The sequence below is a fragment of the Pseudoxanthomonas sp. SL93 genome (assembly GCF_026625825.1).
Lineage (GTDB): Bacteria > Pseudomonadota > Gammaproteobacteria > Xanthomonadales > Xanthomonadaceae > Pseudoxanthomonas_A.
Window position 1 is genome coordinate 720,773 of the sequence record NZ_CP113065.1, and the last position, 17,111, is coordinate 737,883.

Here is a 17,111-nt window from a genome sequence, read left to right on the forward strand (position 1 = left end):
GCGCCACGCGTTTCCGGCTCCCCGCATGCGGGGAGAAGGGTGCCGCGTGCGCATGTGCTCCACAACGCACACGGCCCGGAAATTCCGGGCCGTGTGCTGGGTACTGACCGACGGCGGCGCCGATCAGAACTCCTGCCAGTCGCCGTCGGCGAGGGCGGGTTCGGGCTTGCGGGCGGCCGGCTTGCGCGCAGTGGCCTTGGGCGCCGCTGCCTTGGCCGGCGCGGTGGCGATGGCCTGGCTGATCGCCTGGCGCACCGGGGCCGCATGCCCGTTGTCGAGCTTGAACACCGACACGCTCTGCGTCAGCGCACCGGCCTGTTCTTCCATCGAACGCGCAGCGGCGGTGGCTTCTTCCACCAGCGCGGCGTTCTGCTGGGTGGTCTCGTCCATCTGGGTGATGGTCTGGTTCACCTGCTCGATGCCGGCCGACTGCTCCTGCGAGGCCGCGGAGATCTCGGCCATGATGTCGGTCACGCGCTGCACGCTGGCGACGATCTCGCCCATGGTCGTGCCGGCCTGGTTGACCAGGGCCGAGCCGTCGGCCACGCGGTCCACCGAGTTCTCGATCAGGCCCTTGATCTCCTTGGCCGCATTGGCCGACCGCTGGGCCAGGGTGCGGACTTCGGAGGCGACCACGGCGAAGCCGCGGCCCTGTTCGCCGGCACGGGCCGCTTCCACCGCCGCGTTGAGCGCCAGGATGTTGGTCTGGAACGCGATGCCGTCGATGACCGAGATGATCTCGGCGATCTTCTTGGACGACTGCTCGATGTCGCGCATCGTGGTAACCACCTTGTCGACGACTTCGCCACCCTGCGAGGCGACACCGGCGGCGCCGATCGCCAGCTGGTTGGCCTGGCGGGCCGATTCGGCGTTCTGGCGCACGGTGGAGGTCAGTTCCTCCATGGAGGCGGCCGTTTCCTCAAGGTTTGCCGCCTGCTGTTCGGTACGGCGCGACAGGTCGTTGTTGCCGGAGGCGATCTCGCCGGCGGCGGTGTTGATGCTGATGGCGGCCATCTGGATGCCGCCGACGATCTCGGTCAGCTGCGCCACGGTGGCATTGGCATCGTCGCGCATGCTGGCGAACACGCCATGGAAGTCGCCTTCCATGCGGGCGGTCAGGTCGCCGCGGGCGATGGCCTGCAGCAGTTCGGACACTTCGGCCAGGTTGCCGTCGGTGGTTTCCATCAGGCGGTTCAGGCCTTCCACCATGTCGCGGAAATCATGCTGGTACTTGTCGGCGTCGCCGCGGTGGGTGAAGTCACCGGAAGCGGCGGCAGACGCCAGTCGCTTGATCTCGGCATTGATCGCGGACAGGTTGGCCTTGCACATGTCCATGGCTTCGGTGATGACCGCCTTTTCACCGGGCAGCTTCTCCATGTCCACGGACAGGTCGCCGATGGCGTAGTGGCGCATCACCTCGACAGCCCGCATCTTGACGCCGATGTGCTGGGCGACCAGGGCATTGGTGTCGCGCACCATGCGACCGTACTCGCCCGGGAAATCGCCGTCGTCGATGCGGTAGCTGATCTGGCCTTCGTCGTGGCGGCGGGCCATCTCGCCCTGGGCGCCGATCACCGAGACCACCTGCATCTGCATGCGCTGCATGGCGGACAGCAGCTGGCCGACTTCATCCTTGCGCGACGTATCGATGCGTCCGTCCAGCTTGCCGGCCGACACGTCGTTGGCCACGCGCACGGCTTCGCCGACGGGGGTGACGATGGCGCGCGCGATCACCCAGCCCAGGCCGATCGCCAGCAGCGTAAGCCCGATCATGCCGGCGACGATGGCGCGCGCACTGGCCCTATAACCGGCGTCGGCACTGGCGATCTCTTCGTTCAGCACGGCGACGCTGTGCTCGTTGAGCGCTTTCAGCGCCGCGAACAGTTCACGGCGGCGCGGACGCGACTTTTCGTCCGAGACCGACTGCGCCAGCACGTAGTCGCCTGCTTCAAGCGCGGCATCGATTTCCTTGCGCGCGTCGAAATAGGCGGTCAGCTTGGTGGTGACGTCGGCGTACAGCTGCTTCTCCTTGTCGTCGGACGGCAGCGCTTCGAACAGCTTCTGCTGCTCTTCGACGATCTTCTTGCTGTCGGCCATGCGCTTGTTGTAATCGATGATCGCGTCGGGCTCGTCCAGGCGGGTCAGCTGAGCGATCTCGAACGTGCGGAATTCGCCCAGCTGGGAACGCACTTCGCCCATGTACTGGACGGACGGCATGTCGACACCGGCCACGGCCTGCAGCTTGTCGTTCAGCGCGCCGAGCCGCAGCAGCGAAAACACACCCAGGAGGACCGTCATGAGGGCGGTGAGGGCGAAGGCCACGGCCAGCTTCCGGCCGATGGACAGGTTCTGGAACCATTTCATGTGATGCATCTCCGGTTGAGCATGGAAGGCGTGCAGCGGGCCAGCGCCCACGGGTGTGTGGACGTCGCGGTGTCGATGAGGGATTCCCCGTCCCGATCCGGCCTTGCCGGCGTTGCATCGTCTGCAGAGGTGGTAACGGCGGCCCTGGTGGCTTCTTGATGACCGTTCGGCGGGAAAGTAATCGCGTTTACCTGATTGCCGGCCTGCGTCGCGCGCGAACTGTGACGCGCGCGGCGTGGCCGGCGTGGTGGGCGATCAAAAGTGCATCTGCGCGCGCAGTTCGAACACGTCCGGGCTGGCCGAGAAGGCACCGCGTTCGGCGTCGACCTTCACGTAGTTGGCCTGGAACTTGAAGTTCTGCGCCACGTACCAGTTGGCGCCCAGTGTCCAGTTCTCTTCCTTGCCGCCGGCGATGCCGTCGCTGTCCAGGTCGATGCGGCTGTAGCGGGCGAGCAGTTCCAGCGCGCCGTACTTGCCCTTGGGCTTGGGGTTGCCGACGTTGCCGCCGCTGTAGGCGCGCGACTCGCCAGTCACCAGCCAGCTGCCGAACACATAGGCGCCGTCGGCCGAATACGAGGGCAGGCCCAGCTCGCGCGAGGTCTTCTGGTGCAGGTATTCGCCCTGCACGGACCATGCGCCATGGATCCACAATGCCTCCAGGCCGCTGCGGTCGATATGGTCCACGCGCGTCAGCGTGCCCGAATCCACCAGTCGCACGGCCGTCAGCGAGGCTTCCGGCTTGGCGCGCCAACGCGCACTCGGGTAGACCGTGACGCCCAGGCCGTTGACTTCGCTGTCGGGATTTTCGCGGGTGGCGGAAACGCCCAGGTGCAGCACGTTGCCGGCCTGCTTGAAGGGGGTCCATGCCACGCGCGCGGCGGCCGTGTCGCCCTTGTTGTTGCCCTGCAGGTCGGATTCGAAGAAATAGCCGGCATTGACGATGTAGGTGTCGCGCTCAAACGCCCAGTCGATGCCGCTGCGGCGGCCCTGGTAGAACGCCTGCGTGGGCAGCGCACTCTCCATGAAGCTGCCGGCGCGCGTGGCGGTGTTGCCTTCGAAGCCCAGCGGCAGTTTCATCTGGCCGATGCGCAGCTTGCCCGCGTCATGGCCGAACAGCGCCTTGGTTTCGACCCGAAGGGCCACGTCGCTCCAGGTCTTGGCCTGGAAGTCGAACGTCACGCCGAAGTCGTACACGCCCTTGCGCTTGAGCGTCACGCCGAGTTCCTGCCGGCGCCACGCATCGTCGTCTTCCAGCTGCGCGCCGTTGTAGCCGGTGCCCGAGAACTGGTTGGCGTCGTACTGCAGGTTGCCGCCCAGGCTCAGCTCGGTGCCGTTGGCGAAGGTGATCTTCGGCGGCCAGGCGCTTGCCTTGGTGGCGGCTTCTTCCGCATGGGCGCTGGCATGGACGGCCATCAGGGCCAGGGCGAGGGTGGAGAGATACTTCATGTATTTACCTGTCGAGTGTGGGCATGCGCCCACCCGTCGCGGCCAGTGTAGGGCCGCGCTTGATGTCAACGCATGGATGAATGAGCGAGCGGCGGCGTCACGCCGCCTGGAGGGTCCTGCGTGCGCGCACCAGTCCGCCGACATCGACGATCAGTGCCACGCGGCCGTCACCGAGGATGGTGGCGCCGGAAATGCCGTCGATGCGGCGATAGTTGTTCTCGATGTTCTTGACCACCACCTGCTGCTGGCCGATCAGCTCGTCCACTTCCAGTGCAAGTTTCTGGCCATCGGCTTCCACCACCACCACCAGCGGATCCTGCGCGTCGCTCTGGCCGTAGCGGTAGTAGTCGTTCAACGACACGATGGGCAGGTATTCGCCGCGCACGCGCAGCACGCGGCCGTCCCCGGCCACCGTGCGCACGTCCTCGGCCTGCGGCTGCAGGGCTTCGAGCACGTAGCCGAGCGGGAGGATCAGCGTTTCGTCGCCGACCGACACGCCCATGCCGTCCAGGATGGCCAGCGTCAGCGGCAGCCGGATGACCACGCGCGTGCCGCTGCCGGACGCGCTTTCCAGCTGCACTTCGCCGCCCAGTGCCTGGATGTTGCGGCGGACCACGTCCATGCCCACGCCACGACCGGAGAGATCGGTCACGGCCTCGGCGGTGGAGAAGCCGGGCTGGAAGATCAGGTCCCACACCTGGCCATCGGTGGGGTTCTCGGGCACGGCCAGGCCGCGCTCGGCGGCCTTGGCGAGGATGCGGTCGCGATTCAGGCCGCGGCCGTCGTCGCTGACTTCGATGACGATGTGGCCACCCTGGTGCGAAGCGGCGAGGGTGATCGTGCCGGTTTCGTCCTTGCCCGCTTCGCGGCGTGCCTCGGGGAGTTCCAGGCCATGGTCGATGGAGTTGCGCACCAGGTGGACCAGCGGGTCGGCGATGCGTTCGATCAGGCCCTTGTCCAGCTCGGTGCCTTCGCCGATCGTGCGCAGGCGCACCTGCTTGCCCAGGCGTGCGGACAGGTCGCGGACCAGGCGCGGGAAGCGTCGGAACACCGCGTCCACCGGCAGCATGCGCACGCCGATCACAGCTTCCTGCAGGTCGCGCGTGTTGCGTTCCAGCAGGTCCAGGCCGGCGAACAGGCGCTCGCACTGCGCGGGATCCAGCAGGCCGGATACCTGCTTGAGCATGGCCTGGGTGATGACCAGTTCACCGACCAGGTTGATCAGGCCATCGATCTTGTCGACGCTGACGCGGATGGAGGTTTCCGCGGCGGCGCCGTCATTGGCGGCGGCGGGGCCGGCGGCGGTCGCGGCGGCAACAGGTGCCTGTGCCGCGGCTTCGACGGCAGCGACCGGAATGGCGTTGCGCTGCATCGGCTGGATGTCCAGCTCGCAGTCGTCCACCACCCAGGCGAACACGTCGTCGATGGCGCTGCGCGGTACCTTGCCGATCAGGCCCAGGTCCCAGGCCAGATAGGCTTCCAGCGGATCCAGCTGTTCGAAGCCGGGCAGGCGTTCCAGCCTGCAGGCCACCTCCAGCGGCGCCAGGTGTTCCAGTTCGCGGATGATCCGCAACGGGTCGTTGCCGCTCATGAACAGCGACGGCGCCGGCGTGAAACCGATGCGCCAGCCTTCGGGCGTCTCGTCGCCCTTGGGCGCCTCGGCCGCGGCGGCGGCCGGTGCTGCCTGACCGGTCAGCACGGCATTCAATCGGTCCTTGATGGCCTGCACCGCGGCCGGGTCCGCCGGCGTGCCGTGTTCGGCTTCCGCAAGCAGGGCGCGCAGCACGTCCACCGAGGCCAGCATGGCGTCGATGGCCGGTGCGCTGACGGCGCGCTGGCCGCTGCGCAGTTCGTCCAGCAGGGTTTCCAGCACGTGGGTCAGGCCGGCGATGGCGTCGAAGCCGAACGTGGCCGACCCGCCCTTGATGGAATGTGCGGCGCGGAAGATCGAGTTGATCAGGTCGCCATCGCGGCTGCCCTGTTCAAGCGACAGCAGCCCGGCCTCCATCGCTTCCAGCCCTTCACGGCTTTCTTCGAAGAACGTGGCGTGGAAGCGCTGCATGTCCATGTTCATTGCGGTGGAGCCCTGTGGCGGTGTGCGGAATGGAGGAGGACGGCGAGGGCTCAGCCCAGGACTTTCTGGACGGTGGCGACCAGCTGTTCCGGATTGAACGGCTTGACCAGCCAGCCGGTGGCGCCGGCGGCCTTGCCTTCGGCCTTCTTGTCGGCGGCCGACTCGGTGGTCAGCATCAGCATGGGCGTGAACTTGTAGTCGGGGATGCCGCGCAGCGCACGGATCAGCGAGATGCCGTCCATGTTGGGCATGTTGACGTCGGTGACCACCGCATTGAACTTCTGTCCCTGCGCACGTCCCAGCGCGACCTGGCCGTCCTCGGCTTCATCCACCGAATAACCCGCCGAAGTCAGGGCGAAAGCGACCATCTGTCGCATCGAGGCCGAATCGTCCACTACCAGAATACGTGCGCTCATGCCGCGTTCTCCACTGCTTGCGTGTTGTCTTTGTTGATGTCGGAGGCCGTCAGGCCCAGTTGCGGTCCCACGCCCAGCAGGCGCGCGGCATCGCGGAAGCTCTGGCTGGTGGCACCGAAGTCGGTGGCCAGGCCCGCCTGTTGCCGCTGCCGGACGAAGCTGCACAGCACCTGCAGGCTGGCGGTATGGATGCGTTGCACGGCGCCGGCATCCAGTACCAGCGTGTGCTGCTCCAGGTGCGGTGCCAGATGCTGTTTTAGGTCGGTGGCGGCCTCGATACCGAGGTCATCACCCAAGGGCACTGCGCTCATCTTGTCTCCGGAAGGGCGGCTCTAGTGGGGTATCGGCGCGGGCGGGTCAGTCTTGAGGGCGCGGCGTGAATGTGTGACGGGCGTCAGGAAGCGATGGGCCGTTTCCCGCGTTCGTCGTCGCGTCGCGTCACTTCAGCAGTTGCGACGCATCCAGCAGGATCACAGCACGCTCGTTGAGGCGCGCCACCCCTCGGAACAGCGGATTGGTGATGCGGCCGACGCGGGCGTTGTCGGGCGGTTCGATCTGCTGGTCGGTCAGGTTGGCGACGTCTTCCACGGCGGTGACGCGCAGGCCGAGGGTCTCGCCGTTCTCTTCCAGCACCACCACGCGGGTGTTGGCGTCTGTTTCCACCGGACGACGGCCCAGGTACAGGCCCATGTCGATCACCGGCACCACCTGGCCGCGCAGGTTCATGACGCCGAGCATGTGGTGCGCGGCGCCACGCAGCGGCAGCAGGGTGGCGGGCAGCACCACTTCCTGCACCTTCAGCAGTTCCAGCGCGTAGTGCTGCTGGTCGCAGCGCAGGCGCAGCCAGCGGGTCTTGCGTTCGGTGGCGCGCCGGCGCTCACCGCTGTCGATGGGCGCCTGCAGGTAGGGTTTCATCGGCAGCGGCGGCACGGCGCGCGGGGCGGCGGCAGGCAACGGACGCGGAGCGGGCGCTGCCGGCGCCGCTGCGAGCGGAGCGACCGGGATGACCGGCGCGGCGGCAGGCGCTTTCGGTGCCTCCGTACGCACGACATCCGCGGGTGCGGTGGGCGCGCCGCCACCGTGCAGCTGGTCGAGGAGCGCTTCGAATTCGTCGTCGGTGATCAGGTCGGCTTCGCTGCCCGGACGCACCGGTGCGACGGCCAGGGTGGGCGCGACAGCGGCCACGGGCGGAGTTACCGGCACGGCGGGCTGTGCGTCGACCGCTTCGGGCACGCTGGGCGCCGGGACCGCATCCGCTGCCGCCTCCATCGCGGCCTGTTCGGCGGCGACGGATTCTTCCGCCTGCGCCGAAGGTGCCAAGGCGGCATCGGCAACCTCGACAGTGGCCGGCGCGGCCTCGCCGGCGACGGGCGGTGCGGGCTGTGCCGCGCCAAGGTCGCCGAGCAGGTCCATCAGGTAGTCGTCCATCACGGCGGGCGTGCTCATGCGGCCTGCTCCATGACGCGCGATTCGGTCAGCAGCAGCCAGTCGAGCGCGCGCCGGTAGGCCGACAGGCCGCGACCGGGATACTGGGCGGCGGGGGAGGAATGCGTCAGCACTTCGACGCTGCAGATGCGCGTGTCATTTGGAATGGCGTCGTTCCAGACCATGTCGCCGTGTTCGTCCTGCATCGCCTTGAGCGTCTCGGCGCCCGTGCGCGTGCGACGGTCATGCAGCGTGGGCAGCACGGACACCGGCAGCGGACGCCGCCGCGAGCGCTGGATCATCTCGGCGGTGCGGCACATGCCTTTCAGGCCGTGCAGCGCCAGCGGTTCGGTCTGGGTGGGGATGATGACGTGGTCGGCCGCGGCCAGCGCGTTGACCATCAGCAGGCCCAGCGTGGGCGCGCAGTCGAACAGGACGAAGTCATGCGCCTGCCCGCCGCGCGTCAGCGCATTGGACAGCGCCAGGCCCAGGCCCGGCTGCGTCGCGCTGCGGCGTTCCAGCGTGGCCAGCGCGGTCTGCGCGGCGACGAAGCCGAGGTTCTCGATTTCCGTCGCGCGAACCACGCGCGCCAGTTCCGGCGGATTCTCGTCGAACAGGTCCAGCACGCCGGCCGGCTGCGGATCCGCCGGCACGCCGAAGGCACGGGTCAGCGAGGCATGCGGGTCCAGGTCCACCAGCAGCACGCGATAGCCGCGCATGGCCAGTCCACGCCCGAGGGCGAGGGTGGTGGTCGTCTTGCCGACGCCGCCTTTCTGGTTGGCGATAGCCCAGACACGCATCAGTTCACTCCTTCCTGCATTGGGGGACCGGCGGGCAGCCCCGCCGATGCCTGGGGCAGGGGCGGCAGCGCGATCACCGGCGGCGGAACGTCATCCGCCTGTTGTGCATGCAATTCCGGTGCCGCTCCGGTGGGGCTGGCCAGGATGATCAGCAGCACCCGGCGGTTGGCGTTGCGGCCCTCCTGGGTGGTGTTGTCGCCGATCGGGCGGAACTCGCCGTAGCCGATCATCGCCAGCCGCTCCGGCGGGATCCCGTCGCGCACGAACAGGTGCACCACGCTGGCCGCGCGCGCCGACGAAAGTTCCCAGTTGGACGGGAACTGGTAGGTCGCGATGGGGCGGTCGTCGGTATAGCCTTCCACGCGCACCGAGTTGGGCACGTTGCCCAGCACCCCTGCCAGCTTGGACACGGTCTCCTGCGCCTGCGGGGCCAGTGCCGCGGAGCCGGTCGGGAACAGGATGTCGCTGTTGATCTGCACTTCGATCCACAGCGCGGCGCGCTTGACCACCACCAGCTTCTCGTCGATCAGCGGGGCGAGCGCGTGCTCCAGGTCGTTGGCGATCTTCTGCAGTTCGCCCTGGGCATTCTGCAGACCTTTCGCGTCCACGGTCATGTTCATCTGCGAGGCCATCGCGGCCAGCAGGGTGACGTTGGGGGAGGGTGAGGGGGCGGACGGCCCCTGCTTGGCGCCGGACTTGATCGGCGAGGGGCGGTCGAAGTCCGCGCCCTGCAGCTGGTGGTTGCCCACCTGCACCGGGTTGATCGTGCGCGGCGCGCCACCGAACGCGGCGGTCAGCGCGTCGGCCATCACGCGGTACTTGCCTTCGTTGACGGTGGAGATGGCGTACATCACCACGAAGAAGGCCAGCAGCAGCGTCATCAGGTCGGCATAGGGGATCGCCCAGGCCTCGTGGTTGGCGTGCTCTTCGTGCTTCTTCCTGCGTGCCATCTCGATTGCTCCGCCGGATCAGTGCAGGAAGCCGGCCAGCTTGGCCTCGATGTTGCGCGGGTTCTCGCCCTGGGCGATGGCGATGAGACCTTCGATGATCATTTCCTGTTCGCGGCTGCGGCCACCGATCACGCTCTTCAGCTTGCTGGCGACGGGCAGGAAGAACAGGTTGGCCGACGCGATGCCGTAGATGGTCGCGGTGAACGCGGCGGCGATGCCGTGGCCCAGCTTGCTGGGGTCGGCCAGGTTCTTCATCACCGCGATCAGGCCGAACACGGCGCCGATGATGCCCAGCGTGGGCGCGTAGATGCCCATGGCCTCGAATACCTTCGCGGCCGCCAGGTCCTGGTGTTCCTGGCCGTTGAGGTCGATTTCCATCATGTGGCGGATCGATTCCGGCTCCACGCCGTCGACCAGCATCTGCAGGCCTTTCTTCAGGAACGGGTCGTCCTGCTGGTTTACCAGCGGCTCCAGCCCCAGCAGGCCCTGCTTGCGCGCGATGTTGCTCCATTCGACGATCTGGCCGACCAGTTCATCGCCGCCGCTGCCCGGCGGTCGGAGCACCCAGCGCATGATCGACATCGCGCGCTTGAACACCGGCGGCGGCGTATGCACCAGGATCGCGGCGATGGTGCCCAGGATGACGATGACGAACGCCGCCGATGACCACAGCGACGACAGGCCCGCGCCCTTGAGGATGCTGCCGCCGACCAGGGCGACCAGCGCCAGGATGAGTCCAATGAGGCTGAAGATGTCCATGTGCAGATCTATCGGCCCGGTTCAGGTGGACTTGAGGTGTCGCCCCTGCAGGAGCGACGTAAGTCGCGACCGTGATCACACAGACACCGGAATGTCATGTTGTGCACAATGTGCGGTCGCGGGTAGATGGCGGCTGTTGTAGGAGCGACGTGAGTCGCGACCGCATGTCCAACCTCCTAGTGGAAAGCCGGTCGTTCCCCATGCGGGCGCGCTGCGGCGCGTTTCGAGTTGTTGCAGCGATTACTGCTATCGGGGCGCGGTCCCGACTCACGTCGCTCCTACAGGGAGCACACTGCGTCACGCCGTCGCGCGCAGCCCGTCCACGTCCAGGATCAGGGCCATGCGGCCATCGCCGATCAGGGTGGCGCCGGCGTAGCCGCGCAGGCCGCGCACGGCGCGCGGCAACGGCTTGATGACGACTTCCTCGCGGCCGCGCACCTGGTCCACGACCAGGCCGAAGCGCTGTTCGCCCATCTGCAGCACCACGATGGTCAGCAGCGGGGCGACCATCGGTTCCACGTCCAGCCACTGCCGTAGGTCCACCAGCGGCAGCGTGTGCGACTGGCGGTCCAGCACGGCCTGGCCGTCGAACCAGCGCAGGCTGGTGGCCGGCGCATGCAGCACTTCCAGCACGCGCGCCAGCGGCAACGCGTAGACCGGTTCGCCGGCCTGCACCAGCAGGGTGGGCAGGATGGCGAGCGTCAACGGCACCCGGATGACGAAACGGCTGCCGCGGCCGACGTCGGAATGGATGGTGATCTGCCCGCTCAATTCGCGGATGCGCGACTGCACCACGTCCATGCCCACGCCTCGGCCGGAGATGTCGGTGACTTCCGCCTTGGTCGAGAAGCCGGGCAGGAAGACCAGTTGCAGGCACTCGTCATGCGACAGGCGTGCGGCGGCCTCGGGATCGATCAGGCCTTTTTCCAGCGCCTTCACGCGCAGGCGCTCGGGATCGATGCCGGCGCCGTCGTCGCGGATCTCGATGGTGACGAAGTCGCCTTCCTGCTGCGCGGACAAACGCACGTGGCCTTGCCGTGGCTTGTTGCAGGCTTCGCGCAGGCTGGGCACTTCGATGCCGTGGTCGATCGCGTTGCGGACCAGGTGCACCAGCGGATCGGCCAGGGCCTCCACCAGGTTGCGGTCGAGTTCGGTTTCGGCGCCGACCAGTTCCAGGTCGACTTCCTTCTGCAGCGTGCGGGCGACGTCGCGCGCGACCTTCGGGAAGCGCGAGAACACCTTGCCCACCGGCTGCATGCGCGTGCGCATCACCGCCGTCTGCAGGCGGGCGGTGGCGATGTCCAGGCTGCTGACCGCGCGGTCGAGTTCTTCGTCGCGGATGCGGACGCGCAGGGTCTTCAGGCGGTTGCGCGACAGCACCAGTTCGCCGACCAGGTTGACGATGGCATCCAGCCGCTTGGTGTCCACGCGGATGGTCTGTTCGGCTTCGCCGTTGGATTTGGTCGCCGACGGCTTGACCGCAGGCGCCGCCGGAGCGGCCTTGGGTGCGGGCGGGCGTGCGGGCGCCGGGGCAGGCACTGCCTTGGCGCCGGGCGGCGCACCGCCATGCAGGTTGTCCAGCAGCGCTTCGAATTCGTCGTCGCTGATCAGGTCGCTGCCGGGGGCGGGCGCCTTGGCGGTGGGCGCCGAGCCGCCGTGGAGTTGGTCCAGCAGGGCTTCGAATTCGTCATCGTCGATCATGTCGCCGCCGGCCGACGGCGCCGTGGCGATGGCGGCGGCCGGCCTGGCCGGCGCGCTGGTGACGTGCACGTCGAACTGTTCGATGAGCGCGGCCGGCGCATGCGGCGGGTCTTCGCTGGCAGCGACCGCGTCGAGCATCTGCTGCAGGTAGTCCAGCGACTGCTGCGCGGCGTCGAAGTGGTGGGGTTCCAGCGTGGCCTGGCCGGCGCGCACCATGCCCAGTGCTTCTTCGGCGGCGTGGCACAGGTTGACCATGGCCTGGATGCCAAGGAAGCCGGCACCGCCCTTTAGCGTGTGGAAGCCGCGGAACACCGCGTTGAGTTGCGCGCTGTCGGACGGATCCTGTTCCAGCGTGACCAGCTGTTCGCCCAGGCGGTCGAGGATTTCCTGTGCTTCGATCAGGAAGTCGGCTGCGATTTCGGGGGTGACGGCGGACATGGGCGGGGCGGGTACCGGTACGTGCGATCAGCGGGAGGAATCGATCAGGCGGAGCTTGCTGGCCTGGCGACGGCGCAGGACGCGCAGGACCAGCACGTCGCAGACCAGCAGCAGCCCCACCAGCAGCAGGACGATGGGGTGACGGGAACGGCTGGCGGATCGGTCGGTCATGGCTGGTCTCCGGTTCCGCGTCGCGTTCCCTTCGCGGCTACAGCCCCAACCCGGAGAGCAGGTCGTCGGCGTCGTTCTGCGAATACGCGTTGCGGTCAAGACCAGCAACGGCCGGGCCGGCGAGATCTGAAGTGTTTTTCTTTTCCGGCGGGGGCAGGCCCAGCGCGCCGAAGCCCTCGTGCACGCGGCGGACGATGCCGGCGACGCGGCGGATGATCTGGCCGGTGAGGTCCTGGTAGCTCTGTGCCAGCGCCATGTCCGACAGGCCCTTGCCGATGCTGTCCACCAGCGCCGCCTGCTCGGGCGACAACGCCGTGCCCTTCAGCTGGGTCGCATAGCCGCGGCATTGCTCGGCCAAGTCCAGGGTGGTGTGGCTGGCCTGTTCGGTCATGGCGACCACGTGATCCAGGCGCGCGCAGGCGTCGTCCAGTTCACCGGCGTCGGTCGGCGGCAGCTCGCCCAGCGTCTGCGCCAGTTCGCGGGCCAGGCGGCCCAGGCCCTGCATCATCGGCTGCGTGCGCCAGGCGGCGATGGCATCCAGTTCGCGACGCCAGCCGGCTTCGTCGCCCTGTTCGAGGGCATCCAGCGCGTGCTGCAGTTTTTCCACCAGCGCGGCGCGTGCGCCGGCGACATCGGCCACGGCGCTCATCAGGCGGCGGCTCCCAGGCGTTCGAAGATCTTGCCCAGCTTCTCTTCCAGCGTCTGCGCGGTGAACGGCTTGATGATGTAGCCGTTCACGCCGTTCTGCGCGGCTTCGATGATCTGTTCGCGCTTGGCCTCGGCGGTGACCATCAGCACCGGCAGGGTCTTGTAGCGGTCGTCGGCGCGGATGGCCTTCAGCAGTTCGATGCCGGTCATGCCGGGCATGTTCCAGTCGGTGACCACGAACTCGAAGTTGCCCTGGCCCAGTGCGGTCAGCGCGCTGTTGCCGTCCTCGGCCTCGGCGGTGTTGGTATAGCCCAGGTCGTTGAGCAGGTTCTTGATGATGCGGCGCATGGTGGAGAAGTCGTCCACGATCAGGATGCGCATGTTCTTGTTGGCGGTCACATCGAACTCCGGTGTAAAGCGTGCTCACGGGGAGCAGGGCAGGGCAGGGGCTGCAGGGTTGCGGCCTACCGGAGCCTTATCGGCAGGCCGCGGGGTTTCTTCAGTGCCGCGTTCAATCTTCTTCCAGGCCGGCGTCGGCCTTCTCGAAGACCTGCAGGCGGCCGCGCAGGCGGACCATGGCCTGGCCGTGGATCTGGCAGACGCGCGATTCGCTGACGCCCAGCACGGCGCCGATCTCCTTCAGGTTCAGCTCCTGCTCGTAGTACATCGACAGCACCAGCTGTTCGCGCTCCGGCAGCAGGCCGATGGCCTGCACCAGTTGCTGCCGGAACTCGCCGCGTTCCAGGTTCTGCTGCGGCGACGGTCCGCCGGTGCGCGAGGTGCTGGGCTCGCCGTGGTCGTCGATGTGCGACTCCAGGCTCAGCACCTGGCCGCGGGCGGCGTCTTCCATCAGCCGCAGGTATTCCGGCAGGGGCATCTCCATGGCGGCGGCCACTTCGGTGGCGATGGCGGCGCGCCCGGTGCGCTGTTCGATCTCGCGCACGGTGGACGCGGCCTGGCGCGCGCGACGGTGCACCGAACGCGGTACCCAGTCGCCGCGACGGATCTCGTCGATCATCGAGCCGCGGATGCGGATGGACGCATAGGTTTCGAACGAGGCGCCCTGTTCGGCGTCGTAGCTGCGCGAGGCCTCCAGCAGGCCGATCATGCCGGCCTGGATCAGGTCGTCCACTTCCACGCTGGCGGGCAGCCGCGCGGCAAGGTGGTGGGCGATGCGGCGCACGAGGTCGGCATGCTGGGTGACCACATCGGTGCCGGTGCTGCGTTGCACCGCGCGGTACTGGGCGGCAGCGGCGGTGTTCATGCGGCCACCCCGCGCGGCTGGATGAGGCGTTCAACGAAGAATTCCACGTTGCCGCGTGCCCCGGCCGGCGGCTGCCAGCGGGCGGTCATGCGGGCGATGTCGGCGATCGCGCGGGCCGACGGGCTGCCCGGATAGGCCTTCACCACCGGCTGCTGCCGCTGCACGGCGCGGCGCAGCCAGTCGTCCTGCGGCACCGCGCCCAGGTAATGCAGGGCCACGTCGCCGAGGAAGCGCTCGCAGACGCGCGCCAGCTTCTCGTACAGCTTCCGGCCCTCATTCGGGTCGCGGACCATGTTGGCGATGACGTGCACGCGGTCCAGGCCGCGCTCGCGCGCCAGCACCTTGATCAGCGCGTAGGCGTCGGTGATGGAGGCGGGCTCGTCGCAGACCACCACCACCGTGTCCTGCGCGGCCTGGCAGAAGGTCAGCACGCTGTCGGTGATGCCGGCGGCGGTGTCCACCACCATGATGTCCAGGGCGCGCTGCAGTTCGGAGAACACGTTGACCAGGCCGACGTGTTCGGCCGGCGACAGTTCGGCCATGTGCCGGAAACCCGACGAGGCCGGCACGATCAGCAGGCCCTCGGGGCCTTCGACCAGCACGTCGTCCAGCTGGCAGCGCCCGGCGACCAGGTCGGCCAGGGTGAACTTGGGGGACACGCCCAGCAGCACGTCCACGTTGGCCAGGCCAAGGTCGGCGTCCATCAGCAGCGTGCGCTTGCCCATCTCGGCCAGCGAGACGGCCAGGTTCACCGACACGTTGGTCTTGCCGACACCGCCCTTGCCGCCGGTGATGGCGATGACGCGCACCGGATGGAAGGCACCCGGCAGCGGTGGCGTGTTGCGGGGATTGGTCTGCAGCAGGTGATCAGGCGACATGGCTGGTCTCGGAAGTGCTGGGTTCATCGGCTTCGCGGCGCAGTTGGTCGAGGCGAAGCACGAGGTGTGCGCTGTTGGCGCGGTGCAGGTCGTCCGGCACGCGCTGGCCGTCGGTGACCCACGCCATCGGCAGCTGGTGATCGACCACGACGGAGAGTGCGCTGCCCAGGCGGCCGGTTTCGTCGAGCTTGGTCAACACCACGCCCTGTGGCTGCACGCTGTTGAAGCGGCGGACGACTTCGTCCAGGTCGCCGAAGTGCGAATTGGCCGGCAGCACCAGCAACGTCTTCACCTGCCCGGAGGCGCGCAGCCAGTTGAGCTGGCCGACCAGGTTGCGGTCGCGCTGGCCCAGGCCGGCGGTGTCGATGAGCACCAGCTTGTAGTCGCGCAGGCGTTCCAGCACCAGCGCCAGGCTCTCGGCGCTGTCGGCCTCGTGCACGGCGATGCCCAGCCGGCGGCCGTAGCCGTGCAGCTGTTCGCGGCCGCCCACGCGCACGGTGTCGGTGGTGACCAGGGCGACGTCGCGCGCGTTGTGGCGTTCGGCGAAGCAGGCGGCGAGCTTGGCGATGGTGGTGGTCTTGCCGGCACCGGTGGGGCCGACCAGCGCGATGACGCCGCCGGTTTCCAGCAGGTCGGTGTCGAACACCGGCAGCTTCTTCGACAGCAGGCCCAGCATCAGGCCGCGGCCGCGGTGGGCTTCGGTATCGGCGGGAATCTGCAGCGCGATGTCGCGGGTGATGCCGGCATCGAAACCGTAGTCTTCCATCAGTTCCATCGCCTGCATGCGCACCGGCGAACCGCGCAGGCGTTCGTCGGTGAGGCGGTGCATCTCGCGTTCGATCATTTCGCGCATCGAGGCCAGTTCGCTGCGCATCTGCACCAGCTGCTCATCGCTCTCGCGTGCCTGGATGCCGGTGTCGGCCACCACGGTCAGCGTGGGAACGGTGACGGCGGCCGGTGCCGCGACAGGGTTGAGGGTGGCCGTAGCGCCGGCAAACGCATGCAGCGGCGTGACATTGGCAACGGGTTCGGGAATCGCGACCGGCGGCGCGATGCTGGGCAGCAGCGCGTCGAAGTCGATCGTGTCGGTGGGGTCGGCCTTGCCGGGCCTGTTGGTGCGCGCCGGCGGTTCGCTGGTGGTCGCGCGTGCAGCCGGATTGACCGGCGACGCGATCGGTTGGGCGATCGGCGGGGCGACAAAGGCGGGTGCGGGCGGCGCTTCGATCGGGTCGTTGGCCGGCAGCGGCGGCAGGCACTCGGCCAGCTTGGCGGCGAACGATGCCGGTTCGATCATGGCCGGCCTGGCGTGCGCGGCGACCGGCGCACGGGCGACGAAGGCCGGTTCCTGCGCGAGCGGCGCGCTGGCCGGTGCCAGGGCGGAATCGTTGCTGCGCGCAGGTGCCGGCTGGCGGCGCGCCTTGAAATAGTCGGCGGCGGCCTCGGCGGGCGACGGGGTTGCGGTGGCATCCGCGGCCTGGCCGCGTGTGCCGGCCACCGGCGACGGATCGAGCAAGGGGTGAAGGGCAGGTGCCGGGGCGGCCGGGCGCATCGCGTCCAGCGTGCGCTGCACCAGCGCTTCGTCATAGTTGCTGGCGGCGACGATCTCGACCCCGTCCTCGGTCACCCGGTTGGACAGGATGACCGCGTCCGGACCATGTTCCTGCCGCACCATCGCGAAGGCGGTGCGCATGTCGGCGGCGACGAAGCGTTTGATTTTCATGGTCGTGGGCCGTGATTCGTGATTGGGTATTGGTGATTCGCAAAGGCAACAGCAAAG

General features: G+C 68.3%; 14 protein-coding genes and 2 pseudogenes. All 16 read right to left on the minus strand.

What is annotated here, in order from left to right:
* Positions 1-123 precede the first annotated feature (123 nt).
* Positions 124-2,364 carry a methyl-accepting chemotaxis protein gene (locus OVA13_RS03315; protein WP_267792396.1) on the minus strand — a complete coding sequence of 747 codons (2,241 nt, stop codon included), beginning with the start codon at positions 2,362-2,364 and terminating at the stop codon, positions 124-126.
* Positions 2,365-2,619: 255 nt separating this feature from the next.
* Entirely contained in the window at positions 2,620-3,810 is a 1,191-nt protein-coding gene (locus tag OVA13_RS03320; protein ID WP_267792397.1) for an OprO/OprP family phosphate-selective porin, read from the minus strand.
* 97 nt (positions 3,811-3,907) lie between these two features.
* Positions 3,908-5,884 carry a chemotaxis protein CheA gene (locus OVA13_RS03325; RefSeq protein WP_267792398.1) on the minus strand — a complete coding sequence of 659 codons (1,977 nt, stop codon included), beginning with the start codon at positions 5,882-5,884 and terminating at the stop codon, positions 3,908-3,910.
* A gap of 50 nt (positions 5,885-5,934) precedes the next feature.
* Positions 5,935-6,300 (minus strand): response regulator, encoded by a 366-nt coding sequence (locus tag OVA13_RS03330; protein WP_192202671.1) that lies wholly within the window; start codon positions 6,298-6,300, stop codon positions 5,935-5,937.
* Entirely contained in the window at positions 6,297-6,611 is a 315-nt protein-coding gene (locus OVA13_RS03335; protein ID WP_267792399.1) for an STAS domain-containing protein, read from the minus strand. The genes OVA13_RS03330 and OVA13_RS03335 overlap by 4 nt, the downstream gene beginning before the upstream one ends.
* Positions 6,612-6,738: 127 nt before the next feature.
* Positions 6,739-7,746, minus strand: a complete 1,008-nt coding sequence (locus OVA13_RS03340; RefSeq protein WP_267792400.1) for a chemotaxis protein CheW — start codon at positions 7,744-7,746, stop codon at positions 6,739-6,741.
* Positions 7,743-8,525 carry a ParA family protein gene (locus OVA13_RS03345; protein WP_267792401.1) on the minus strand — a complete coding sequence of 261 codons (783 nt, stop codon included), beginning with the start codon at positions 8,523-8,525 and terminating at the stop codon, positions 7,743-7,745. Before OVA13_RS03345 ends, OVA13_RS03340 begins: the two co-directional genes overlap by 4 nt.
* A 101-nt stretch (positions 8,526-8,626) precedes the next feature.
* Positions 8,627-9,475: pseudogene (gene motD / locus OVA13_RS03350) on the minus strand (flagellar motor protein MotD); the annotation flags it as partial.
* An 18-nt stretch (positions 9,476-9,493) separates the two neighbouring features.
* Positions 9,494-10,234, minus strand: coding sequence for a flagellar motor protein (locus tag OVA13_RS03355; protein ID WP_267792402.1), 741 nt, complete (start codon positions 10,232-10,234; stop codon positions 9,494-9,496).
* A 297-nt stretch (positions 10,235-10,531) separates the two neighbouring features.
* Positions 10,532-12,373: a chemotaxis protein CheA gene (locus tag OVA13_RS03360; protein WP_267792403.1), complete on the minus strand. Its 1,842-nt coding sequence runs from the start codon at positions 12,371-12,373 to the stop codon at positions 10,532-10,534.
* Between the two features lie 27 nt (positions 12,374-12,400).
* Positions 12,401-12,544: a hypothetical protein gene (locus OVA13_RS03365; RefSeq protein ID WP_267792404.1), complete on the minus strand. Its 144-nt coding sequence runs from the start codon at positions 12,542-12,544 to the stop codon at positions 12,401-12,403.
* Between the two features lie 37 nt (positions 12,545-12,581).
* Positions 12,582-13,193, minus strand: coding sequence for a protein phosphatase CheZ (locus tag OVA13_RS03370; protein ID WP_267792405.1), 612 nt, complete (start codon positions 13,191-13,193; stop codon positions 12,582-12,584).
* Positions 13,193-13,573, minus strand: a complete 381-nt coding sequence (locus OVA13_RS03375) for a chemotaxis response regulator CheY (protein WP_267793616.1) — start codon at positions 13,571-13,573, stop codon at positions 13,193-13,195. Before OVA13_RS03375 ends, OVA13_RS03370 begins: the two co-directional genes overlap by 1 nt.
* A gap of 130 nt (positions 13,574-13,703) precedes the next feature.
* Positions 13,704-14,456, minus strand: coding sequence for an RNA polymerase sigma factor FliA (locus OVA13_RS03380; protein WP_267792406.1), 753 nt, complete (start codon positions 14,454-14,456; stop codon positions 13,704-13,706).
* Positions 14,453-15,268, minus strand: a pseudogene (locus OVA13_RS03385) (MinD/ParA family protein); the annotation flags it as partial. The gene OVA13_RS03380 and the pseudogene OVA13_RS03385, both read right to left, overlap by 4 nt.
* Before the next feature lie 55 nt (positions 15,269-15,323).
* Positions 15,324-17,054 carry a flagellar biosynthesis GTPase FlhF gene (gene flhF / locus OVA13_RS03390; protein ID WP_267792408.1) on the minus strand — a complete coding sequence of 577 codons (1,731 nt, stop codon included), beginning with the start codon at positions 17,052-17,054 and terminating at the stop codon, positions 15,324-15,326.
* Positions 17,055-17,111 lie beyond the last annotated feature (57 nt).